Annotated in this window: 20 protein-coding genes, 1 tRNA gene and 1 pseudogene; 11 read left to right on the top strand and 11 right to left on the bottom strand. The window is 54.8% G+C overall.

What is annotated here, in order from left to right; genetic code table 11:
- Positions 1 to 30 precede the first annotated feature (30 nt).
- The 3 genes from H6F75_RS16255 to H6F75_RS16265 all read right to left on the bottom strand — a co-directional run bounded on the left by H6F75_RS16255 (position 31) and on the right by H6F75_RS16265 (position 2,573).
- Positions 31 to 198 carry a hypothetical protein gene (locus H6F75_RS16255; protein ID WP_190753516.1) on the bottom strand — a complete coding sequence of 56 codons (168 nt, stop codon included), beginning with the start codon at positions 196 to 198 and terminating at the stop codon, positions 31 to 33.
- Between the two features lie 301 nt (positions 199 to 499).
- Complete coding sequence (locus H6F75_RS16260) at positions 500 to 1,252, bottom strand: glycoside hydrolase family protein (RefSeq protein WP_190753517.1); 753 nt, start codon at positions 1,250 to 1,252, stop codon at positions 500 to 502.
- Between the two features lie 136 nt (positions 1,253 to 1,388).
- Positions 1,389 to 2,573 carry an NAD(P)H-quinone oxidoreductase subunit H gene (locus H6F75_RS16265; RefSeq protein ID WP_190753518.1) on the bottom strand — a complete coding sequence of 395 codons (1,185 nt, stop codon included), beginning with the start codon at positions 2,571 to 2,573 and terminating at the stop codon, positions 1,389 to 1,391.
- Positions 2,574 to 2,672: 99 nt separating this feature from the next.
- On the opposite strand from H6F75_RS16265, the gene rsmH reads away from it, so the two are divergent.
- The gene (gene rsmH, locus H6F75_RS16270; RefSeq protein ID WP_190753519.1) at positions 2,673 to 3,545 is read left to right on the top strand and encodes a 16S rRNA (cytosine(1402)-N(4))-methyltransferase RsmH; all 873 of its coding nucleotides are present in this window, start codon (positions 2,673 to 2,675) and stop codon (positions 3,543 to 3,545) included.
- A 533-nt stretch (positions 3,546 to 4,078) separates the two neighbouring features.
- Complete coding sequence (locus H6F75_RS16275; protein ID WP_190707150.1) at positions 4,079 to 4,288, top strand: hypothetical protein; 210 nt, start codon at positions 4,079 to 4,081, stop codon at positions 4,286 to 4,288.
- Between the two features lie 276 nt (positions 4,289 to 4,564).
- Here H6F75_RS16275 and H6F75_RS16280 read toward each other — a convergent pair whose 3' ends face one another.
- From H6F75_RS16280 to H6F75_RS16295, 4 genes are all read right to left on the bottom strand, one after another.
- Complete coding sequence (locus H6F75_RS16280; RefSeq protein ID WP_190753520.1) at positions 4,565 to 5,863, bottom strand: FAD-dependent hydroxylase; 1,299 nt, start codon at positions 5,861 to 5,863, stop codon at positions 4,565 to 4,567.
- 125 nt (positions 5,864 to 5,988) lie between these two features.
- A complete protein-coding gene (locus H6F75_RS16285) occupies positions 5,989 to 6,699 on the bottom strand; it encodes a Uma2 family endonuclease (protein ID WP_190753521.1) in 711 nt (236 codons plus the stop codon).
- Positions 6,700 to 6,750: 51 nt separating this feature from the next.
- Positions 6,751 to 7,884, bottom strand: coding sequence for a glycosyltransferase family 1 protein (locus H6F75_RS16290; RefSeq protein ID WP_190753522.1), 1,134 nt, complete (start codon positions 7,882 to 7,884; stop codon positions 6,751 to 6,753).
- 94 nt (positions 7,885 to 7,978) lie between these two features.
- The gene (locus H6F75_RS16295; RefSeq protein ID WP_190753523.1) at positions 7,979 to 9,133 is read right to left on the bottom strand and encodes an NAD-dependent epimerase/dehydratase family protein; all 1,155 of its coding nucleotides are present in this window, start codon (positions 9,131 to 9,133) and stop codon (positions 7,979 to 7,981) included.
- 315 nt (positions 9,134 to 9,448) lie between these two features.
- On the opposite strand from H6F75_RS16295, the gene H6F75_RS16300 reads away from it, so the two are divergent.
- The 3 genes from H6F75_RS16300 (at position 9,449) to H6F75_RS16310 (ending at position 11,565) form a co-directional block, all read left to right on the top strand.
- A complete protein-coding gene (locus H6F75_RS16300; protein WP_190753524.1) occupies positions 9,449 to 9,865 on the top strand; it encodes a MarR family transcriptional regulator in 417 nt (138 codons plus the stop codon).
- A 103-nt stretch (positions 9,866 to 9,968) separates the two neighbouring features.
- The gene (locus H6F75_RS16305) at positions 9,969 to 10,772 is read left to right on the top strand and encodes an ATP-binding cassette domain-containing protein (RefSeq protein ID WP_190753525.1); all 804 of its coding nucleotides are present in this window, start codon (positions 9,969 to 9,971) and stop codon (positions 10,770 to 10,772) included.
- Complete coding sequence (locus H6F75_RS16310; protein WP_347710662.1) at positions 10,729 to 11,565, top strand: ABC transporter permease; 837 nt, start codon at positions 10,729 to 10,731, stop codon at positions 11,563 to 11,565. The genes H6F75_RS16305 and H6F75_RS16310 overlap by 44 nt, the downstream gene beginning before the upstream one ends.
- A 25-nt stretch (positions 11,566 to 11,590) precedes the next feature.
- Here H6F75_RS16310 and H6F75_RS16315 read toward each other — a convergent pair whose 3' ends face one another.
- On the bottom strand, positions 11,591 to 12,298 hold the full coding sequence (locus H6F75_RS16315) for an SOS response-associated peptidase (protein WP_190753526.1): 708 nt from the start codon (positions 12,296 to 12,298) through the stop codon (positions 11,591 to 11,593).
- 470 nt (positions 12,299 to 12,768) lie between these two features.
- Here H6F75_RS16315 and H6F75_RS16320 point away from each other — a divergent pair, with 470 nt between their 5' ends.
- Positions 12,769 to 13,323, top strand: a complete 555-nt coding sequence (locus H6F75_RS16320) for a hemerythrin HHE cation-binding protein (protein WP_190753527.1) — start codon at positions 12,769 to 12,771, stop codon at positions 13,321 to 13,323.
- 154 nt (positions 13,324 to 13,477) lie between these two features.
- Here the strand turns inward: H6F75_RS16320 and H6F75_RS16325 are convergent, their stop codons facing one another.
- Positions 13,478 to 14,644, bottom strand: coding sequence for an esterase-like activity of phytase family protein (locus H6F75_RS16325; RefSeq protein WP_242020067.1), 1,167 nt, complete (start codon positions 14,642 to 14,644; stop codon positions 13,478 to 13,480).
- 220 nt (positions 14,645 to 14,864) lie between these two features.
- Positions 14,865 to 16,835 (bottom strand): FAD-dependent oxidoreductase, encoded by a 1,971-nt coding sequence (locus tag H6F75_RS16330; RefSeq protein WP_347710663.1) that lies wholly within the window; start codon positions 16,833 to 16,835, stop codon positions 14,865 to 14,867.
- A 287-nt stretch (positions 16,836 to 17,122) separates the two neighbouring features.
- Between H6F75_RS16330 and H6F75_RS16335 the strand changes: the two genes are divergently transcribed.
- The 3 genes from H6F75_RS16335 (at position 17,123) to H6F75_RS16345 (ending at position 19,132) form a co-directional block, all read left to right on the top strand.
- Positions 17,123 to 17,572: a PPC domain-containing protein gene (locus H6F75_RS16335; RefSeq protein WP_190753528.1), complete on the top strand. Its 450-nt coding sequence runs from the start codon at positions 17,123 to 17,125 to the stop codon at positions 17,570 to 17,572.
- Positions 17,573 to 17,657: 85 nt separating this feature from the next.
- A tRNA-Phe gene (locus H6F75_RS16340) sits at positions 17,658 to 17,730 on the top strand.
- Positions 17,731 to 18,043: 313 nt separating this feature from the next.
- Positions 18,044 to 19,132 (top strand): pentapeptide repeat-containing protein, encoded by a 1,089-nt coding sequence (locus H6F75_RS16345; protein ID WP_190753529.1) that lies wholly within the window; start codon positions 18,044 to 18,046, stop codon positions 19,130 to 19,132.
- 315 nt (positions 19,133 to 19,447) lie between these two features.
- Here the strand turns inward: H6F75_RS16345 and H6F75_RS28845 are convergent.
- Positions 19,448 to 19,564: pseudogene (locus H6F75_RS28845) on the bottom strand (ISNCY family transposase); the annotation flags it as partial.
- Positions 19,565 to 19,972: 408 nt separating this feature from the next.
- Here H6F75_RS28845 and H6F75_RS16350 point away from each other — a divergent pair.
- Both H6F75_RS16350 and H6F75_RS16355 read left to right on the top strand, forming a co-directional pair.
- Complete coding sequence (locus H6F75_RS16350) at positions 19,973 to 21,334, top strand: SWIM zinc finger family protein (RefSeq protein WP_190753530.1); 1,362 nt, start codon at positions 19,973 to 19,975, stop codon at positions 21,332 to 21,334.
- A complete protein-coding gene (locus H6F75_RS16355) occupies positions 21,318 to 22,880 on the top strand; it encodes a DUF5691 domain-containing protein (protein WP_190753531.1) in 1,563 nt (520 codons plus the stop codon). The genes H6F75_RS16350 and H6F75_RS16355 overlap by 17 nt, the downstream gene beginning before the upstream one ends.
- Positions 22,881 to 22,902 lie beyond the last annotated feature (22 nt).

Raw genomic sequence — 22,902 nt, forward strand, 5'->3', positions numbered from 1 at the left:
GGGGGTTTTTGTTTGGTTTCTGCATAGGCACTACCCCACCGTCCATCCCTTAGTTTTTTCTGCCCTCACGCGATCGTGTTGAGACAACACAACTATGCCATCTAGTTCTTTCAGCAGCGTTTCAGCAGTCCCCGTGTCTCCGTCCTCTGAGGCCTGAGCGTAGGCCTCTAGCAAAATGCGAAATTCGTTGTTGATCATTTGCCAATCCTCGTAGTGCTCGTCAGGTCGATTGCTCCGTCTACGGGGTAACACTCGTAGTTATCGAGGAGTCATGACCGAACGGCGGATTTCCTAAGAAGTCCTACTCTTGGTGAAGACTGTGCTGGCAATCGACATTGGCTTGGGTTGGAGGCTTAAACGAAACATTCGCAAAATTAGCTGGTTCTTTCCGAAGTGATGGTTCCTCGTGCTGTAGTTCTCTTTAGCAAAGTTGAAGTTGAGTCACCCTGCCCCCTCGATATAGCTATATCGAGGGGGCAGGGGTTTTTATTGATAATTACTAGGGCAGCTGCCCAGAGGGCGTTAAAGCTTTGCTGGAAGCAGAGCGCGCCAGCTCTTCCTGGAGCAGGTTTTCATAGACACGAGGCAGTCGGGCGGTCATGCTGTTTGACTCGATGCCGTAGCCAAGGCTGGTCCAGGTGCCAGAAAGACGGCGCAGCACCTCATCTAGGCGACCGTCCCGCAGGGCGCTAGGAATATCCAAATTCCAGGCGGAGGTGTCTCTGAGCCAGTGGTAGACCACCAGATCTTGCGATTCGGGGTCAAAGCTGTAGTCGCCCCAGGCGCTAAACCAGCTAGAGGCTTTGGGATGGTACTGCTGGGCTTTTTCTTGCCAGGTGCCGGTCAAAAACTGGTAGCGCCCGGCAGCGGTGGTGCAGTGCCCCTGATTGGGCCCCGCCACAATCTCCACGCAGATGTTGGGATGGCGGCTGAGCTGCTGCACGGTGTTGCCGCCGTAGAGCACGTTGTAGGGCTGATTGGTGTTTGACTCGGCGGCAGAAATCGTGCGCATCAGGGCGCGAACGTAGGGATCGCCCCCGGCCATAGCCAGCGGTTCAGGGTGGCTGACCCACACGGTCTCTTGAATTTGCCGCAGTGAGGGATGGGGCAGCGATCGCACGCCCACAAACCCTGCACCCAGCAGCAGCAGGGCGATAAATAGCGCTCGCCGCTGCTTTGCCTTCTGAATCCGGCGCTGCCGGGCGAGGGTAGGAGAGGGGCTGGAGGGCAGTGAGGTCACAGGCAGCGGCATGATTCAGGAACAGGGGGCTAGATGCACCCAGCGCAGGGAACAGGACAAGCGCCCGCCGCCGCCCTTGAGACAGTGCAAGTCTAGGCCATTGCAATGGTAGCTCATCGGCCCAGAAACCTGAGCCGGGGTGTGGCCCCTAGCGATCTACCGACCCCATGATGATGTCGATACTGCCTAGAATGGCCATAATGTCAGCCACCTTCACCCCTTTCAACAGGTGGGGCAAAATTTGCAGGTTGTTGAAGTCAGCAGCACGAACCTTAAAGCGCCAGGGGAAAATGTTGTCGTTGCCCATGATAAAGACGCCCAGTTCGCCCTTGCCGCTCTCTAGGCGCACATAGTGTTCCCCAGCCGGAATCTTGAAGGTGGGAGCAATCTTTTTGCCAATAAATTGATAGTCAAAATTGTTCCACTCAGATTTCGGGCCTTCGGCCATGCGCTTGGCCTCAAGGTTCTCAAAGGGGCCGCCCGGAATTTGAGCACAGGCCTGCCGCAGGATTTTAACGGACTCCCGCATTTCGCGAATGCGGACCTGGTAGCGGGCCATGCAGTCGCCAGCGGTTTCGTAGTGCACGTCCCAATCAAAGTCGTCATAGCATTCGTAGTGGTCGACCTTGCGAAGATCCCACTTGACGCCAGAGCCGCGCAGCATGGGGCCTGAGAGCCCCCAGGCAATTGCTTCGTCGCGGGTGATGGTGCCAATGCCCTCAATCCGGCGGCGAAAGATGGGGTTGTTGGTGATTAGCTTTTCGTACTCATCGACCTTGGGCAAAAAGTAGTCGCAAAAGTCGAGGCACTTGTCGAGCCAGCCGTAGGGTAGGTCAGCGGCCACGCCACCAATGCGGAAGTAGTTGTTGTTGACCATGCGGTAGCCGGTCGCGGCTTCCCACAGGTCATAGATCATCTCGCGCTCGCGGAAGATGTAGAAGAAAGGGGTCTGAGCGCCGACGTCAGCCAGAAAGGGGCCAAGCCACAGTAGGTGGTTGGCAATGCGGTTAAGCTCCAGCATGATGACGCGAATGTAGCTGGCCCGCTTGGGCACCTCAATGTTGGCCAGCTTTTCAGGGGCGTTGACGGTAATGGCTTCGTTAAACATGCCCGCCGCGTAGTCCCACCGGCTTACGTAGGGCACAAACATTAGGTTGGTGCGGCTTTCAGCGATTTTCTCCATGCCTCGGTGCAGGTAGCCAATCACCGGCTCGCAGTCGATCACGTCTTCGCCGTCGAGGGTGACAATCAACCGCAGCACCCCGTGCATGGAGGGATGGTGGGGCCCCATGTTGAGCACCATGGGTTCGGTCTTGGTTTCAATAATCGACATAGGGGCTACCCAATCGTCAAAATCTAGTTCTGCTGTATCTTTGAGTATCTTAATGGGTATCGCCTCAGTTGGCATACGAAGCAGGGATTGAGATTACTGATGGCAGAGCCAGAGTTTTATCACGTGCCGGTGCTGCCTGAGGCGGTGCTGGAAGGGCTTAACATTCAGCCTGGTGGGCGGTATTTAGATGCGACTGCCGGTGGCGGTGGCCACAGTCGGCTGATACTCGAAGCTGACTCCACCGTGAGGGTGGTGGCTGTGGATCAGGATGCGGCGGCGATCGCGGCTACCCAAGCCAATCTGGCCGAGTTTGGCGACCGAGTTTCGCTGTGGCACGGCAATTTTGCCGACTATACCCCCTCCGGAGACTTATTCAACGGTGTTTTGGCTGATTTGGGAGTGAGCTCGGTGCAGCTCGATGTGGGCGATCGCGGCTTTAGCTTTCGCCAAACCGCCCCCCTCGACATGCGCATGGACCCGCGCCAAGACCTCACCGCCGCCGACATCGTCAACCACTGTGATGAAACCGAGCTGGCGAACTTGATCTATACCTACGGCGAAGAGCGGCTTTCCCGCCGGATTGCCCGCAAAATCGTTGACCAGCGCCCCTGGCAGACCACCACCGATTTGGCTGAAGCGATTTCCTACTGCGTGCCGCGCAGCTATCGCTACGGTCGAATTCATCCGGCTACACGCACCTTTCAGGCGTTGCGAATTGCGGTCAATCAGGAGTTGAAAGTGTTAGAAACGCTGCTGAAAGTTGCCCCTACCTGGCTAACTCTTGGTGGACGGCTGGTGATCATCAGTTTCCACAGTTTGGAAGATCGCCTGGTTAAGCACACCCTAAAAGACTCTCCCGATCTCAAGGTAATCACTAAAAAACCCGTGATCGCCACCGAAACTGAAGTGGGCCAAAATCCTCGCGCCCGCTCGGCCAAGCTGCGAGTGGCCGAACGCGTTGTCGCGCTGTAGCCTAGCGCTCAAAGCTGCGATCGTTACGTTTATTGATGAAGAATTTGCCCTAAACGTAGCTGAGGTAACAATCTCGAAACCTAGGGTAAAGATTAAAATTAATTCGCAAGAAAAAGACTTGCCTCACAGTTGCTTCATATAGGATTAAAAAACAGGAAATAAGTTCCTGCTCAAATTTCAATTCTCCTATAAGAAACCACCATGAACACCCTGAGCGACAAAGGTTACTGCTTTTCTGTACTTCCTGGAACTCGCGATCATCGAGGCTTTTTTGTGCAAGATACGACCTATGAACTAGTTGACGTCAGTGCGGCTGGCTGGGCGCGTATCTGTTTAGACAGCTCCGCTTGCTACTACGTAGACCCCGCTAATATCAAAGCCTTTTGTTAGTTCAAGTGGGTTTAATCAGCTGAATTCTGACCATCGGTAGAGTTTACGCCAGCCAGGTCTGGGCTTTGCCTTTGGTTTGAATTAATTAATGTGTGAGAAATCGTTATTCCACCCATAATTCTTGCGAAAGATCGTTAACCATCATGAACGCTGCCACCCGAGTTTTTTCTGTATACGTGTCAGATTTCGCCATTGAGCTTCGAGACGATGGCAATCAATACTCTGGGGATGGGCGACTGGTTTGTAGACAGCGCAACTACGACAGTCTGTTTAAGTTTGCTAAAAATATGGCCCTCAACCGCGCCGTTCCCCTGCGGGATTACACCCGTTCAGAAGCCCAGTATCAGTACTAGGTAGATGGGCATTGCGCTATCTCGCGCTCCGTTCCCTACCTCGTTAGATGAGGAAATCTATTAGCATTGCAACTCTTAAAACTAAAGGGCTGCAATGCTAGCGGGATGTGTTGAATACCGATGAAAAAAGTATTAGGCTGTTACGCAAACGGCTGGTCTGTAGTGAATAGCCGAAGTTGCTTGTCCACCTAATCTCCCCAACTTAGATAACCTTGAGCCTTCAAGGTTTCCTCGATTTAAGGGGAAGTTTGCTGGCGGAATGGATTACATGGTGGTTCATAGGGCAGAATCATACCCTTGCCGACCCAGCTGGGCCAGGCGAGGTACTCGTCCTAAGCGACCGGTCATCAGCCGTAGAGCCAGACGTTTGAGGGGAGAGACGTAGCTGAGCATCCAAAGCCCACTGCGTCGTAGCACTACTACAGGCAGCAGTCGGTTTGAAAAAATGCGGGTCAGTCCATCGGTGAAACTGAGAATGACCCAGTTTTCTAACCGTCGCCAACGTTCATAGCGGCGCAGCACGGGCAGGCTACCCAGGTCTTGGCCCTGCTGATGGGCAGACGTCAGAACTTCGGCCAGGGCCGCCGCGTCGCGAATCCCCATATTTAGCCCCTGCCCGCCCACGGGGTGGCAACTGTGGGCGGCGTCTCCGACTAGGGCCAAGCGGGGCAAGACGTAGCGATCGCACTGCATCAGCTGCACTGGGAACATTGCTGGCGCGGTCAGTCGCTTGAGTTGCCCCATCTGGCTACCGTAGCGCTGCTGTAGTTCAGCCATAAACTCGGCTTCGGGCAGGTGCAAAATAGCCTCGGCCTCGGCGTGGGGGGCGGTCCACACTACCTGGCAGCGCTGGCCGGGCAGGGGCAGAATGGCAAAGGGGCCGCTGGGCCAAAAGCGTTCGTAGGCGGTGTTTTGGTGGGAGTGCTCAGGTTCTAAAACAGTAGTCACACAGGACTGGCGGTAGCGCCAGCCAAGGCTGCCAATGCCAGCCCGTTGGCGTAGGGAAGAGCCCTTGCCGTCGGCGGCAACAAAAAGGGGCGATCGCACCGTGACATGGCCCTCCGGCGTGCTCACCTCTGCTACGGTGCATTCTCTGTGGTTGTGGGTTGCCCCTAGAGTGGCTGAGCAGAGGTAGTGAATGTTGGGGAAAGTTGCGATCGCGCCCTGGAGCGCCGCCATCAGCACACCGTGCTCGGCACCGTAGTAGACCGCATCGGTACCCAAATCGCTGGGCAAAAACCGCACGACCTTGCCGTAGTCACCATCGGAGAGCTGCACCTGGTCAAAATGACAGATGTGCGGCCCAACCTGAGGCCATAGCCCTAGCCCCTTAAAAATATCTGCTGAGGTTAGCGAGAAGGCGTAGGCCCGCTGCCGCGAAGCCGCCGCTACCGCTGTTTGAGCTTCAATCACAGCAATTTGCATACCGCTGTCGCCCAGGGCCGCCGCCAGCGTCAGTCCCACAATGCCGCCACCGACAATAGCTACATCCACCGTTAGCTCCGATTGTTGAGCACTTAAACTGGGCTGATCGGACGGAGCAGGGGACCCAAATTGTGGGGTGGTGGCAGTCATGGGAGCAGGTTATTTGCCGTTGCTGTAGCTTTATTCTGGCCTGATGTTCTGCAAGAAATCAAGGTAAATCAGTACCTTCAACGGTTCGCGCCCAGGTGTTTCGGCCCGCAGTAGGGCTGATGCAGCTAATCTTCTGGTTCTATGCCCGCTGCCCGGAGCTGAGCCGCCAGACGTTCGGCGCGCTGGTGCTCTTGCTCGGCTCGCTCTTTGCCCCAGGGGAGCATCTCGCCGCGATCGCTCCACCAGCGGAGCCAGTAGCCAGTGCGATTTTCGCGAGTGCCCTGCCAAAGACCTAGGGATAAGCCAATCTCATCAATCCAGAAACGTTGTTGATCGTTGGCTGGACTGAGCTGGTAGTGACCTGACTCGCCCAAACGATAGACCTCTAGCGCCCCCCCTTCGGGTTCGAAGATGATGTAGTGGGATACCTGTAGCACTTGCTCATAGAAGAACCACTTGCCAGGGGGGTAGGTGGGTTTGTTGGAATATTCTCCGCCCTCGGTATCAGAGAGAAATTCCATCACGATGGTGGGGAAGTCGCCTTGTAGTTGAGGGGTGTAGCTGCGCGTCACCTCGTCTCTTGGCACACGAATCTCGGGCACATAACCCCAGTCGGGAGCTTTGACCACAGTTTTGCTGTTGACGGTTGCGCACAGGCCGTAGTTGGTTGTCACTAATGACTGAGCCGGTAAGAGCCCGGCTAACTCCAGGCTTTCGGTCAGGGCGGCGGCAATGGCAGGCTGGTTGATGTTATCCACTGGTTCATCGTCAAGGATGAAGTCGTCGGGTAGTTTCTCCCAGGTCACCCCCCAAGATGATTGGGAAGCTACAACCATAGCTAACCTCGCAAACAGCAGTATATGGCTTGAACCTATAGTTTAGGAGACCTAGGCGGCCATGGGCAGCGATCGCTGCGCCAGCACCTGACGGTAGAACTGCTGAAGCTGACGGGTTGCAGCCGCCCAGCCCCACTGTTCTGCCTCGGCAACGGCATTACGACGCATCAGCTCCCGCTCATCTTTGGCCTCGATTAGACGGCGAGTGGCGTTTATGGCTCCTGCCTCATCGAGCGGGTCGAAGAGAAAGCCATTGACACCATCGGTCACAATGTCGGGAATGCCGCCGGAGTTGGCCGCTACTACCGGGCAGCCGGCCGCCATCGCCTCCAGCAAGACTAAGCCCAGTGTCTCAGTGCGGGAGGGGAACACAAAGGCATCGGCCGATGCGTAGGCAGAGGCCAGATCTTCTCCGCCCAGGTAGCCCACAAAATTGGTGGGAGTCTCGGCAAAGTGGGCCTCTAGCTCGGCGCGGTAGGGGCCATCGCCTACCAAGGCCAAACGGGCCCCGGGGATAGCTTGAAGTACGGGCTTGATGCGATCGATTTCTTTTTCGGCGGAGAGGCGACCGATGTAGAGCAGCAGTGGAGCTTCGGGATGCCCTTGGGAAAGGCGATCGCGCATTTCGGCACTGGCTAGCTCAGGGCGAAACAGCTCGGTATCAACCCCACGCTGCCACACCTCGATATTTTCTACACCATGCTCTGACAACTCAGACTTCATGGCGGTGGAGGTGACTAGGTTGATCTGAGCCTTGTTGTGCATGGCTTTGATTAGCTCCCACATCAGCCCTTCAAGCATGCCTAGGCCATAGTGCTCTAAGTATTTGGGGAGGTGAGTGTGGTAGGACGCCACCAGCGGCAGATCTAAGGTTTTGCTGTAGTAAATGCCCGCCAATCCAAGGACTGCCGGGTTCACAACATGGACTAAGTCAGGCTGAAAGCTCTCTAGCGCTTCACCAATGGACGGGCGCGGCAAAGCCAGCTTTAGCTCTGGGTAAAGCGGCAGCGGAAACCCAGATACGCCATGAATTTTTGCCCCTCGATACTCAGTTAAGCCTCCCTCTGGGGAGAACACTAAAACCTGGTTGCCCTGGCGCTGCAAGTGATCAACGGTGTGCTTAAGACGGGTCACAATGCCGTCTACTTTCGGCAAAAAGGTCTCGGTGAAGAGAGCAATCCGCATAACAATTGAGGGGGCTAAGTGAAGATGATTGAAAATAGAAGAATAAATTTGTAAATAGGCCAAAATCACAGCGTGATTTTGGCCTATTTACTTATTAGTCGCGCCGCCACTGAACCTTGGGCAAAATCTGGTTCTTATCGACGCGGTCTTTGTACTTGACAGCGAAGTTGAGCAGGCTGTCGAGCAGCGAGTCAGACAGCAGGTGAGGCTGGAGGCCCAGCTCTAGCAGGTTGGTGTTCTTAGCGTTGAAGTAATGGTCTTCGGCCTCAACCCGAGGGTTGTCCATATATTGAATATCGACATCGAGACCCAGGGTGGTGCCAGCTTTTTTCACCATCATGGCCAGGTCGCCGACGCTAAACATTTCGGTGAACTGGTTGAAGACACGGAATAGTCCGGGATCGCTGGGGTTGGCGATCGCAATCTCAACGCACCGCACGGTATCGCGAATATCGAGGAAGGCGCGGGTTTGGCCGCCCTTGCCGTAGACGGTCAGGGGGTGACCCACAGCGGCTTGAATACAGAAGCGGTTGAGGGCGGTGCCAAAAATGCCGTCGTAGTCGAGGCGGTTGATCAGCAGCTCGTCCATGCCGGTCTCTTCGGTGAGCACGCCGTATACCACGCCCTGGTTGAGGTCGGTGGCGCGCAGGCCCCACACCTTACAGGCGAAGTGAATGTTGTGGGAGTCGTGCACCTTGCTGAGGTGGTAGAACGAACCCGGCTGTTTGGGGTAGGGGAGGGTATCTTTGCGACCATTGTGCTCAATGGTGATGTAACCCTCTTCGATGTCAATGTTGGGGGTGCCGTACTCGCCCATGGTGCCTAGCTTGACCAGGTGGCACTCAGGGAAATGGTCGCGCAGTACGTAGAGCAGGTTGAGGTTGCCCAGCACGTTGTTGGCCTGGGTTAGCACCGCGTGCTCCCGGTCAATCATCGAGAAGGGAGCCGATCGCTGTTCGCCGAAGTGAACCACCGCGCCGGGCTCAAACTCAAGCATCGTCTCCTCTAGGAAGGAGTAGTCGTTGATATCACCGACGTAGAGGTCGATGTGCTTGCCGGTGAGGTCTTTCCAGCGCTGTAGACGGCTTTGGATGGGGGCAATGGGGGTCAGCGTCTCGATCTGAAGCTGAGCATCCCAGTGGCGACGCACCAAGCTATCAAGAATCCCGACTTCGTAGCCACGATTGGAGAGGTATAGGGCCGTTGCCCACCCGCAATAGCCGTCGCCGCCAATTACAAGGACTTTCATATCAATGCTTCAATCTCTTTGCCGATACCAAGACAATCTACCAGGTTTGGAGGACCTGTAAACCACCGAACGAAAGATTGGGGAACCGGAAAGATTTTTTTACAGAAGCCAAGTCCAGCGTCAGCTTAAGGCCATTCCTAGGGTTTTCGTCTGAGGTTTTGGGGCTGCTTTAATCGATGCGCTTGATTCGACTACAACTGCCCCACAGTTGAGAGATAGTAAGCTAACCTAACTATTAGCTAACCTAACTACTGATAAAGAGCTTGTTTGCTTTTGGTTACCCAAGCCCCTACCTCAATCCAGTGCGCGGCAGACATGATGACGACAATACCGGCGGTAACGCGGTTTTTGCGGGCGGGCATTCGTTGCCACGGCAAACCACAACTGTCGCTGTCACAACTACGGGTGCTGTATTTTTTGCGGCGGCGATCGCAGGCTTCCCTCTCAGAGGTGGCTGACTATTTAGATGTCACCCGGCCTACCATGTCGGCCATGGTGGAGCGCCTAGTGCAGCGGGGGCTGGTCAGCCGAATCAGCGATCCGGTTGAGCGGCGGCGGATCATTCTCACCCTGACTGCCGCAGGCGCAGCGGAGATGGAGCGAGTTTACGACGCAACGTTGCAGACAGTAGCCCGTCGTCTAGAGGGTTTGTCTGTGGCCCAGCTTCAGCAGGTACAGGCGGGGCTGACCATCTTGGGCGACCTATTTGATGAACCCAAAGGGCAGGAATAAGAGAACAAATTTTAAGTGTTGAGTGTTGAGCTTTGAATCAAAGCCCACCTCCTCAACTCGAAACTCAAAACCAAGCACTCAAAACTCTCCCATTCAATGACCTATGGCAATGATTGAAATTCAGGAACTGACCAAACGCTTTGGCACCAAAACAGCCGTCGATGGGTTTAGCCTCACCGTTGAGCCGGGGGAAGTCTTTGGCCTGCTAGGACCAAACGGGGCGGGCAAAAGCACGCTGATTAAAATGCTCACCACCCTGCTGCCTGCTAGCAGTGGACGGGCCACGATCGCCGGATGCGAGGTTGGTCGCCAGTCTGCCGGGGTGCAGCGACGGATTGGCTATGTGCCCCAGGCGCTGTCGGTAGATGGCACCCTGACCGGCTACGAGAACCTGCTGATTTTGGCCAAGCTCTACGGTGTGCCCAGGCGGCAGCGGCTCGATCGCATCCATGCCGCTCTGAACTATGTAGGACTTGATACGGTGGCGAATCGCCTGGTCAATACCTACTCCGGCGGCATGATTCGGCGACTGGAGATGGCCCAGGCCACCCTGCACCGTCCGCCGGTTTTATTCCTCGATGAGCCCACGGTGGGGCTTGACCCAGTGGCCCGTAAAACCATGTGGGACCTGATTTTGCAGCTGCGGCGCGACTACCAGACTACGGTGTTTCTCACTACCCACTTTATGGAAGAGGCAGATGTGCTGTGCGATCGCATCGCCATGCTCTACAACGGCCAACAGGTGGCCATGGGCACCCCAGCAGCGCTCAAAGCCACCGTGCCCCACCCCGAAGCCACCATGGATGATGTCTTCATCCATTACACCCGCAATCTCCTAACCACTGACAACGAAGGAAGCTATCGTGACACGTCAACTACACGACGCACCGCTCAACGACTGGGCTAACCGAGGCCGAGTGACCGCCCCGGTGGAAGATTTTATCGCCAAGGCTCTGGTAGCTGCCGAGCTGGAAGTGCGCAAGCTGCGCCATGACCCCGTTCAACTGTTTACCCGAGCGGTGCAGCCGGTGCTGTGGCTGACCATTTTTGGCCAGGTGTTTACCCAGGTGCGGGGCATCCCCACTGGCAACCTCAGCTACATCGACTTTATGACGCCGGGCATCTTGGCCCAGAGCGTTCTATTTATGTCAATCTTCACCGGGCTGCTGGTGATTTGGGAAAAAGACCTCGGCATTTTGCACAAGCTGATGGTCAGCCCAGCGCCGAAGCCGGCCCTGGTGCTGGGTAAGGCGATCGGGGCGGGGGTGCGGTGCCTATCGCAGCTGCTGATCATCTATATTGTGGCGGCTCTCATGGGCGTGGCCATTAACTGGAGCCCGCTGGCGATGCTGGGTGTGGCCCTGGTGGTGATGCTGGGCGCAGCGCTATTCTCAACCTTCTCGCTAATCGTGGCCTGCTGGGCGCAGACCCACGAGCGAGTGATGGGCGTGGGGCAACTGATGATGATGCCGCTGTTCTTTGCCAGCAACGCGATCTATCCAATCTCGATTATGCCTGCCTGGCTACAGGTGGTGTCGCAACTCAACCCCTTGACCTATATGGTCGATGCCCTGCGCAACCTGATGCTGGTGGAACCGGCGGGCAGCTACAGCCTGGGGCTGAGCGTCTCAATTTTGGTGAGTGTGGCCGCGGTGCTGATCGCCTTTTGCGGTCGTCTGTATCCTCGCCTGGTGCGATAGCCCTTAGGGTCTAGCCCCGACAATCCTAAGCCTTCACGAGTTCATCCGATGCAATATCGAGAGGCTCAATGCAGTCTGGAGAATCATTTTGGGGCTTGTTGACCACCGTCGAAACCGGGTAGCGATCCATTGCTCCATCGTCGTAGGGGCGCAGCATCTCCTGGAGCGCTTGGGGCTGGTAATAGTCAGGGTCGAGCCAGGCAGCGTAGTCTTCGGGGGCCAAAATCACCGGCATGCGATTGTGGATTGGCTCCATCAACTCGTTGGGTGTGGTGGTGAGAATGGTGCAAGTTTGTAGTTCGCCGCCGCTGGCTGGGTCGCTCCAGTGCTCCCACAGCCCGGCAAAGGCAAAGGGCGTGTGCTCCTTTAAAAAGATGTAGTGAGGCTGCTTGGTTTTGCGGCCAGAAATTGTCTCCCACTCATAAAATCCGTCGGCCAAAATCAGGCAGCGCCGACGCTTGAAGGCGGCACGAAAGGACGGCTTTTCGACCACGGTTTCGGCGCGAGCGTTGATCATTCGGCTGCCAATGGCAGGGTCTTTGGCCCAACTAGGCACCAGTCCCCACAGCAAAAAGTCGAAGTGAGGCTTTGGATTTTCGGAGGTAGCCACCACCGTTGCGATGGGCTGAGTAGGGGCAACGTTGTAACGCGGCACGACGGGGGGAGAGGACCGCAGCAAAAAGTCATCAGCTAGGTCATCGCCGGTTTTGTTGAGACTGAACCGTCCACACATTGCCCCGTCTTCCTATTTGCACGCTATCACTATGGTAACAACTGGGTGGGGTCGCCCTGGTCTGCTATTAGGTGGATGGTGTGGGGTTTATTAGGGCATAGGGCAAAACTACCTGATCCCTTACACCCTCACTACAAAACCTTTAAATAGATCGATCAGTTTCTGTTGTGAGAGCACAGCTTGCGCTGTTCAAAAGTCTTAGAAAAGCATTGAGCGCGAAGCAGTTAGAGACATTATTTTTGCTCCAGCGGACTGTGGGCTGACTATTTGCCAACTACAGGAAGACAGACAAACCCAGGAACGAGGGGAGTTGGCCTAGCGCATAGTTTTTGCTCAGCCACTACAAACGGTAGAGATAGCTTTCAGCTTGAACCCTTCTAAAGAGGGAGGGTGCCTCTGAATTCTCGCGGAATTATAAAGATTGTGAGCAATGACACACTTATTAAACTTCTAGTTAGGAAATACATCTAATGACTGATACAACAACCTTAGCAACTAAGCTTGCCGACCTGAAGCTTTTTCAAAATGTCTTGATTGATATTGAGCAAAAGCTAATGACGGCCACCGATGACCACACCATTCGCGAGCGTCTTGAGGGAATGCTGAAGAGCGATCGCGCAAACCTCAGCAATATCGAAGAGGCTGTGACTAAGCTAGGTTCTACAGCAGAGCCACGTGACATCACCCAAAAACATGCTGAGGCCGTCACTAAGATGACGGATAGTTCAGAACTATCTTTATACGACAAGTTTTTTCAGCTTGAATTGCTGAAGCACCAGCAGACGATGAATGGTTTGGTGCTGCACAAAGTCGGTCAAACCCTGAGCGATTCGCTGCAAGATGCCATGGAGCCGCTCAACAAGGTTAACTTTGAAAATCGGGCCCACCAAGAAGTTCTTAAGGGCGTTCTTTACTTTGTTGGCACTCGTGAAATAGCGGGTCAAGAGCCTGATATGGGCCTGTGGGCCAGTGTCGAGCAGGGTGTTGCAGCTCTGAAAGGGGCGATCGGCAGTGCTGTTAGCTAATTTTCTTTCGATGTAAACGTAGCAATAGTAGATGCGATCGCTCAATCCAGCGGCGGCTACAGCAGCTTCTCTATAGCCGTCGCTGGATCGGTAGCGCAATATTCTCTAGGCAGGGGGCTCAATTCATTGGCCCCTTTTTTGTGTGATAGAAACACTACATCCGCAAACGCAGCAGAATCAGCTGGGTAGCGCGATCGCCCTCAAAGTTGTTGTCGCTGACCATCAGCAGGCTCTGGCTACCGTCGGGCAGGCGCGGGCCTAGGGTCATACCTTCCAGGTTATCCACCGCCAGGGGCGTCTCAGCAAAATCGAGCACTAGCTGCTTGCGAATAGGTGAACTGCCCGACACATCCCCGCTCAGGCTAGGAATTGTCGACGTATCAGTCGCACCGCCGGTGGCCAGTTGATAGAGCTTCACCTGCAACCCGCGCAGGCCCGCGGCCCGCTCTATCGCCAGAAAGTGCCCGGCTGGGTCGATCGCCAGCAGGTCGGTGAGGCCATTCACCACCGCGCCAGAGGGTTCTAAATCGAGGGGATAGCGGTGCTCGGCAATCAGCGTATTCTGGTCGTCGCCAATCAGGTAGTGCAAAAAGCGGCTGTTGAGGGGCTGGCTGGGGTCATCGTTATAGTCTTGTACCAGAGCTGACTCAGTGGCAGCAAAGAGGCGAAAGGGCTCAGTCATGCCGGCTCCACTGGGCGACCCGGTGACGGTGAGGGCCTCTAGGCTGAGGTTGTTTTGCACCCCCTGGGTGGGGCGATCGGGGTCGTCGGGCAGGTATCGCTTAGGCAGCGGTAGGGTGGCGATCGCTTGGCCCGTCTCGCGGTCAAACTCGCCGATAAAGGGCGGCACATTCTGCTGAACATCTCCCTCGCTGGCAATGAACAACGTGTCGCGGGGCGATAAAGCGATGCCCTCGGGGTCAAGGCTGCCCTGGGGATAGGGGTTGCCCTCGGCATTGAGCAGCGGGGTAAAGGCTTCGAGGGTGACGGTGTCAAACTTGGGCGGGCCGCTGCGCTTTAGGGTAATGGCGAAGGTATAAAAGCGGGCGGGGCCAGACTGACCACGGTCGTCGGAGAGCACATAGAGCCGATCGCGGGGGCGATCGTAGGCTAGGGCCGACAGCCCACCCACCGTGGTGCCTTCGAACTCCTGGGGCGGCAGGGTATATACATCTAGCAGTTCAACGGTGAGAGGCAAAAACAGCCGGTCTTCAGCCTTAATCTGGGGTATGGCACAACTGGTTAGCACTAGCACTAAGAGGAGGGCGAGCGATCGCCACTGCCAAATTCGCCGTAGCATCTGGTTCATCCACTCTGCCATCAATACCCCCTCACCCATCGCTCAGCACCCTCTAGGATAGGTCAAGGCTGTGTTTACTGAGCTACGGGTAAAATTTAGCCCTAGCGAGCGATCGCGTTGCCGGTAGTTGCCCCTACAGAAGTTCCCATTTCGCAGAACAGCTCAGAAAGCTAATATTCGAGCTTATTGGGCGTTTTCTTCTCGGTCTTCTATTTTCGTTCTTTCGCTCTACCTATTTGAATTACCAAGTAAATTTCAGACCCTGCTCGATCAAAAACTGTTGTAGAGCAGGCATTTGCCCAGTCACTACCACCTGGGCCGGGGTCAGATCAGTGGGCTTGGCGTAGCGTAGCATCCAGCCCGCCGTCGCTCCCGCCGCCCCGCCGATGCTCCATTCGCCGTAGTGCACCCGCGTCACGCCGTTGACGATGTGGCTGGCGGCCACACTCTTACCGCCAATCAGCACATTGTCGACTCCCTGGGGTACCAACGCCTCTAGGGGAACCTGCAACGGCCGCACCACAAATTCTTTAATGCTGGCCCCTGCTGCCTCGTACGAGGGGCGCCAGGATCGGTAGCGGCAGCCGTGGATATCAATATCGTAGTGGGCCAGGGCCACAGCAGTGGCTCTAAAATCACGCCCCCCGGTCATGTCTTCCCGCAGGTCAGCCTCCACCGCCATAAAGCTGTCTTGACCGTAGGCAGGGCGGCCCAAAATGCGGCGACCCTCGCGAATGTAGGGCACTATGCTGAGGCCGGACTGAGTACCTAGGGGTGAATCCTCCCCCCGCAGAAACGTCAGCGATAGCTTGTTGGTGCTCTCATTTTCCAGCAGCCACTCAGCAAACTGGAGCGCATGAACTTCACCATAGTTAAGTGATTCAGTCGATAACCCGCCGAGCCAATCTTGGCGCTGCCCTGACAAGCGAATATCCTCTTCGGTAAACACCAAAGGCGGGTCCATAAAGTGCCAGTCGTTGCCCTTGTTCCAGTTGATTAAGGTAATTTCGCCGGGCTGGGTGCGGTTGACGTTTGAGTCCCCTGCCCGCTGGCTGACAATGCGGCGATAGTTAAACACACTGCCAAAGTCGAAGAATGGAAACCCTTCCAAACTAAACTCTTTGCGATGCTCGGCCTTTGACAGAGCTGGCTCTAGCTTTTGCAGCTCCTTGAGGCTCTCATTTTTGTCGTCAAGGGTAGCTAATACAAAGGGATAGGTGTAAGCCTGGGTACAGTCGGGATTATCCTGCGGCGGCGCGTTGACTTCGCCGGTAAACCCCTGGCCGTCAGAGCCTAGGCGGTGGGGTAGGTTGGCCCAGCCCACCAGCTCGCCGGTATCCGTCGCATCGATCACGATCATGGAGCGATTCGGCGGCGGCTGTAAGCGAATGGGAATTTTGTTGTAGGCTTCATCATCTGACCAGGCATACCACCGCTCTAGCTCCTGGGAGAGCCGCCCCGTCGGCACATAGTTTGGATCGAGAGGAACGCGCCGCACCCCATATACCGCTGTCACATATCGGCCAGAAGCATCAAAGGCAGCTCCTTTAAAGGCGGTAGAGGTGGCCCAGCGACTCTCGGGGGCATGCTGTGCGGCGTCTCGCATCCACATTTCTGCCGCTGTGGCCCCGGCGCGGGGGGTAAAGCACAGTTCACCAACCCAGCAGCTATTGGTTCTCTCGACCGGCAGCTGGGCGGGCATACCCGTCCAATCGGGGAGGTAGACAGGCTGGCGCTTAATCAGATTCTTAAATGCCTCCCAGCTAGGGGAAAAGTTGCGTCGCCACCGCATTGCCCGCGACTCGTCGATCGCCGAGACTCCTTGGGAACTGATCTGCCCACCTAGCCACGGGGTGAGCTCAATCAGGCAGGTGGTGACGCCAGTTTTCATCGCGTGGGAGGCAGCGGCAACCCCACCCAGGGTACCGCCAATAACCACCACTTCGCAGGTCCAAACCTCTTCGGCCAGAGGCAAAGGGTTGAGAGTCGGCCGGCCATTGGCAGTTTGAATCTGGCGAATGCCAGTGGCAACCTCGGCCCGGTTGACAATCTGCCCTACCGGACGCTGGCTAAATTCGAGAGGCTGACGCCAGTATTCGCTGGCACCACGAAAAGCAACCAGCAACAGGGTGCTGCTGATCAGGGCCATCATCATCAACCGAGGTCTGCGGGATCGCCGCCGCTTGCGCTTGGGATGAGAGTTTGATAGCACTGAACGATGGCGAGGGCGCTCTAGCATGGACAAGGGCGGCATACCTAGGGCATTGGTCGTCTGTGAGTGTAGCAACGAAATTGAGAAACGACGCAACCAAAACCCCAGCCCGCCGAATCCTAAATCCGCAATGCCTATAGAGTGTTTGCCGGCGGAGCGACTTCAAATCCTAGAGCCGACTATATGTAGACTCTTTTAGTTCTCGAAGCAACCCAGAAATTTAGGCCATAATGGGCACGATCTCGTGCCCTTGGGCAAATTTGTCTCCAATTAATCTTTCACAATCTATGCAATTTCACCTTCGGCTACGGCGCAACCTGCTGCTTCCTCTGGCATTAACTACCCTGGCGCTAACTTCGCTGCCAGCCAAGGCGCAGACGACAGTTTATTCTCCTATTTCGCTACCGGCATCTCGAGAAGTCAACGATGCCCTGAGCAATAGCGACATCCCGACCGGTACCGGTGGGTTTGCCCGCGACTATACAGTCAATCTGGAGGCGGGGGACCAAGTAGCGGTCGATGTCACCTCTGAAGAGTTTGACACCCTGGTTATTTTGATGAACAAAGACGGCGTCACCGTGGGCGAAAACGATGACGGCCCGGACGGTACCACTAATTCTCTACTGTTTGCCCGCATTGGCGAGTCAGGCACCTACACAGTCCGAGTAAGCGCCTACGCCGGGCAAGGTGCCGGTAATTTTTACCTCAAAGTGGCCCGCCTGCGAGAGGTTCAGTAGAGAAGGGCAGTAATTTTTCCCGATAGCCTTGTCAGGGGTGACATCAGCTTGCTATCTTAATTGAGCGCTGAAATTTGCGCCCCTAGCCGGGATAGCTCAGTTGGTAGAGCAGAGGACTGAAAATCCTCGTGTCGGCGGTTCAAGCCCGCCTCCTGGCATACATTCTAGCCGTTGGCCCATGCAGGGAATGTTAATTTCCCCCAATGGATCCTTAAAAAATAGGCCCCCTCTTATCCGCAGCGTTGGCTAAGGGGGGCTATTGATGGCATCTACGGTGGGAACTTGCTCTCAGGAACTCGCTGCCCGCCTATGATGCCCTTGTCGGTAGGCGGGCAGTGCCAAGGCTGAGTGCAGTCAGCGATCTGGCTGAGCTAACGCCTTTAGCTAAAGCCGCTACGCTGCCCGTTGGGTCTGGCCACCCTGCTGAACTGCGGCAGTACACTTAGCCAATATCATTAGCCACAAGCCAGCATGCTTAAGCCTCAGACAGACAGGAAAAGGTTGTGGTGGTTGGGTTCAACAGCAGTTCTTTTGCTCCTGGTGGGTTTCATCTGGAGAGTTCCTCAGTGGGGTCTTTCCCGATCTATTACTGATGAGAAGGTAAAAGCCGAACTACTAAATGCCAATCGAGACAATGCCCTAAAAGTCATTCAGACCATAGGAGGGCTAGGCTTTATCGGCACAGCCTATCTGGCTTGGAGAAACTTACAGCTTGCTGAGGATAAAAACGTCACAGACCGTTTTAGCAAGGCTGTTGAGATGCTGGCTGATGACAAGCTAGAAGTCAGGCTTGGTGGTATCTACTCCCTTGAACGAATCGCAAGAGACTCTAAAGCAGATCACGCTGTGGTGATGGAAGTCCTAACAGCTTTCGTTAGGGCTAAAAGTACACCTAGGGAAGAAGAACTAACCTTGTCCCAGGACATTCAAAGCACTCTAACCGTCATTGGACGGCGTACACCTATAGAAAACGAACAGCCAATAGACCTTAGAGGAGCTCTCCTCAGCTATGCCGATCTCAACGGAGCTTTCCTCAGCTGGGTCAATCTCAGCTGGGCCAACCTCAGCGGTGCCAAGCTCTTCAATACCAATCTCACCAGTGCCAACCTCGTCGGTGCCAATCTCATTAATGCCAATTTCAGCTTCGCCAATCTCAGCAGTGCCAGCCTTAGCTGGACCAAGCTCAACGGTGCCAGCCTCAGCGGTGCCAATCTCAGCGAGGCCAAGCTCAGCGGTGCCAAGCTCAACGGTGCCAACCTCGTCGGTGCCAATTTCAGCGATGCTGACCTCAGCAGAGCTAACCTCATCGATGCCGACGTCAGAGGAGCTAACCTCACTGATGTCGACCTCAGCGAGGCCGACCTTAGCAATGCCGACCTCAGCGGTGCTAACCTCAGCGGTGCTGACCTCAGCAATGCCGACCTCGAAGGCGTCAGTTTTGACGAGAAAACAATTTGGCCAGATAAAACCGAAGTGGCCAAGGCAACAAATATCCCAACCACGGTCAAAACACGGCTAGGCATCGAGGTCACGCCGCCTGCTGGGCCTGAACACCCTTAATTGCGCCGCTGTCCATCTCATAGTCCAGCGAGGTTAGCTGCTGAGTGAAGCAACTAATCAAAGGCCCTGCCTGTGGTCTGAGCCCCTTCTCTGATGAAGCTTTTGCCGTCTTTGGGATGGTGTCCTCCGCTCACCCTCTGTTTAACGAGAGAATGCGGGTTTTGCCCTTGTGCCAGTTGTGCCATTTAGGCCGCTTTTAGTCCAAGCCCGAAATTGGGGGAATTTCTCCTAATCAAAACTCGGGGATTATGGGCCGCCTGGCGCGGGCGGCATAGTGTTTGTAGATGATGGCGGTGCTCACTCTGGCCAGGTAGCTCACATCCTGCACCGATTGCCGACAACCCGGTGCCGTTTTCTGGGCATCACTTGCCGATACGTCTCCCAAGCGTTGGTGTAGATGACAGCATACTGTCGATAGACATTGGGCAAGGAATCCTAGAGGCGTGGCGCACTCTAGGCAGAGCAGCCTTTGACGCTGAAATCTGTGAGATTATCGGGTCTCAGCGTCAAAGGCCAACCAGAGCCATTGTTTGTGCCTATGTGGTCAAAAGTGACCAAAATTCGTCGTATTGCACGGTTAAAAGGCCTTTTTTTAGTCGTATCAAATTTGTCACTACCTTTAGTGTTTTACCCGTCGCAGTAGTGTCTTGAGCAACCCTGTTTCATCTTTTGCTTCAATTTTGATGACGTTCGCTTTGCTCCAAAGATTTCTTCAATTTGCTCTCACAGTCAATCATGGTACATTTGAACTAAATCTTTCGTAAGAATACGGATGACACCCCTCAACCGAAAACGTTACGAAGGCGTTGAGACGTTGCATGAGTTTGACGGGGAGTTTCTATGCCTGCCCAATGGACAGCAGATCAGGTATTAGCGCTGGCACCTGATGCAGCCTCTGCAAAAAATGGGCGTGGGTTGGCAACCCGTCAGAAGTGGATTGCTCTGGGTCAGCAACAGTCCGTGATTTGGGGTGAGTGTCAGGGAAGTGGCAAGAATCCTTATCAGACGCAGATTGATCTGAGCGAACCGGCGTTTCGTTGTAGCTGCCCTAGCCGCAAATTTCCCTGCAAACATGGGTTGGGACTGTTTTTGTTGCTAGCAGAGCAACCGGGGGAGATGGTTGAGACAGATCCCCCTGCTTGGGTTGCAGAATGGTTAGCCAGCAGGTCGCAGCGGGCGGAGAAGCAAGCAGAGAAGCAGACGAAACGACAGGACCAGACAGCCGATCCGATCGCACAAGCCAAGCGGGTAGCAGAACGGCAGCGTAAGGTGAGTGCAGGCATTCAAGAATTGCGCTTATGGTTAGACGATCGAGTCCGGCAGGGGTTGGCAACGTTGCCGCAGGAGTCTTATCAAATGTGGGATACGATCGCTGCCCGAATGGTTGATGCTCAGGCGCCCGGTCTGGCACGACAGTTACGAGAGCTGGCTGGAATCATCCATACGGGTGCAGATTGGAGCGATCGCGTGCTGGAGCGGTTGGGGCGGCTATATCTGCTGATTGAAGGCTTTGAGCGGATTGAAACCTTGCCAACTGCTGTACAAGCTGACCTGCGGACTCAAATTGGCTGGTCACTGAATCAGGAGGAGGTCTTGACCGGGCAGGCTCATACAGATCTGTGGCTGGTAATTGGGCAACGCACCCAGGAGGAAGAGCGGTTGCGGGTACGGCGAACCTGGCTCTACGGCATTGCCACTCACACCTTTGCCCTCTTGCTGGATTTTGCCCACGGTCATCAACCGTTTGAGCAAAGCCTTTTACCAGGAACCTGTCTGGAAGCGGAGTTGGTGTTTTATCCCAGTGCTTACCCTTTACGTGCCCTGATCAAAACTCGTCAGGAATCAGCTGTCCTCCCAAAACCCCCACCCGGTATTGAGTTGATTGCAGAAGCGGTATGCCCTTCAGGCATTAGCGAAGCGATCGCCACTTACAGTAAGGCATTGGCAAACTGCCCCTGGCTAGAACGATTTCCTCTATTGCTGCAAGATGTGATTCCCCGGCAGGAGGAGAAGGGCTGGCTGCTTCAGGATCAACAGGGTATAGTGTTGCCCCTCTCCCGTCGAATGGAAGCAACTCAAGGATGGCAACTCCTAGCCCTGAGTGGAGGGCATGCCCTTTCGGTGTTTGGTGAGTGGGATGGGGCGTTTTTAACGGTGTTGAGCGTTTGGGTAGAGGATTCTTACTATGGCTTTGGCAACTGATGACCCTTGGCAGACGATCGCCTCCGCTGCTTTGCTAGGCACAGAGCGACAACCGTTTCAACTAGCGAACATCTCCGGTAACTTAGGAAACTGCCTGTCTCAATTAAGCGCTCGTCCCAAAGAATCGGCACTCCTTTCTGCTGCTGGGATTGTGTCCCTACATCAGCGCGTTGGCTGGCTTCCCGAAGTGCGATCGGTGATTGAAGCCGAACCGTGTTCATTTGATGATCTTCCCCAGTGCAGTCCTCGTGCTGCGCGTTGTTTACAGCAAATTCTTGAGGGACAGTTTCCGCAACTGTTGAGCGAGTGGTTAGAGAAAGCTGCGATCGCCAGACAACGTGTGCCTGAGATGCTGCTCCCCTCTCTGCTAGATAAAGGACGACAGCAACGAGAATTGCGAGCAGCTATTCTACCTGTTTTAGGGCAACGGGGACGCTGGCTAGCAGCACAGAATCCTGATTGGAACTATGCAGTGGCTTTAACCACAGAAGCGGACTGGGAAACAGGAACGCCATCAGCCCGATTGCTTTATTTGCAAGATCTGCGATCGCACCATCCTGATCACGCTAGAGAATTGCTGCAATCAACCTGGAAGCAAGAAACAGCCAGCGATCGTGCCAAATTTCTGGAAGCCTTTCGTATTGGATTAAGCATGGCAGATGAGCCATTTTTAGAAAATGGATTGGGCGATCGGAGTAAGGAAGTTCGGCGAGTTGCAGTAGATTTACTTGCGAGTCTGCCCACTTCGCGCCTGCAACACGTAACAGAACACACTTGTCGCTATCTCTCACTTGAGCGTGAGGGACCATCCTTACACGTGCAGCTACCCGATCATTTGGATGAAACGCTGATTCAGCTTGGGTTTGAACTAAAACCATTGTCCTCCATAAATAAGGTGGGCGAAAAAGGTTGGTGGCTTTTGCAAATGCTTGGTGCAACTCCGCTTAGCACTTGGACCGAGCAGTGGCAGATGTCACCACAGCAAATTATCAAGCTAGCCCAATCCCATGAATGGCAGAATGTTTTGCTTGATGGATTTGCATTAGCAGCCAAGCGCCAGGGAAACCATGAATGGTTGGAGGAAGTTATCAGAGTTTGGTTCGCCGGACAAACATCAATCAATAGAGATGTAGTGCTCGTTGACCTTGGTACTGAGGCTTTGGTTGATGCGTTGTCTGGCGATCGACGTAATGCTCTCTTAATCGATCTGTTCCAGATTTTTCACAGAAGAATCAATGATTCATTAACAATTTGGTTGCTTCGCTCCAGTTCCCAACTGTGGAGCGTTGACTTAGCTCGTCTCGTTTTGGATGAATTAGAGGAACATTTGAATCACACCAAAGATTTTTCAAATTCTGATTGGGAACTTAGATCTGCACTCAAAGAATTTGCTCGTTTTATTCCAGTTAGCCTCACTTCAGAAGTTATTCAGTTACGTGAAAGGCTTGCAAATGATTCTCATTGGATAAACAGCATGAACGATCTGATAACGCTACTAGAATTTCGCAATGAGATGGCACAGGCGTTAGGGAAAGATGGGGGATAGGGGATGGGGAATGGGTGACAAG

This window comes from Nodosilinea sp. FACHB-131 (genome assembly GCF_014695395.1).
In the GTDB taxonomy this organism is placed as follows: domain Bacteria; phylum Cyanobacteriota; class Cyanobacteriia; order Phormidesmidales; family Phormidesmidaceae; genus Nodosilinea.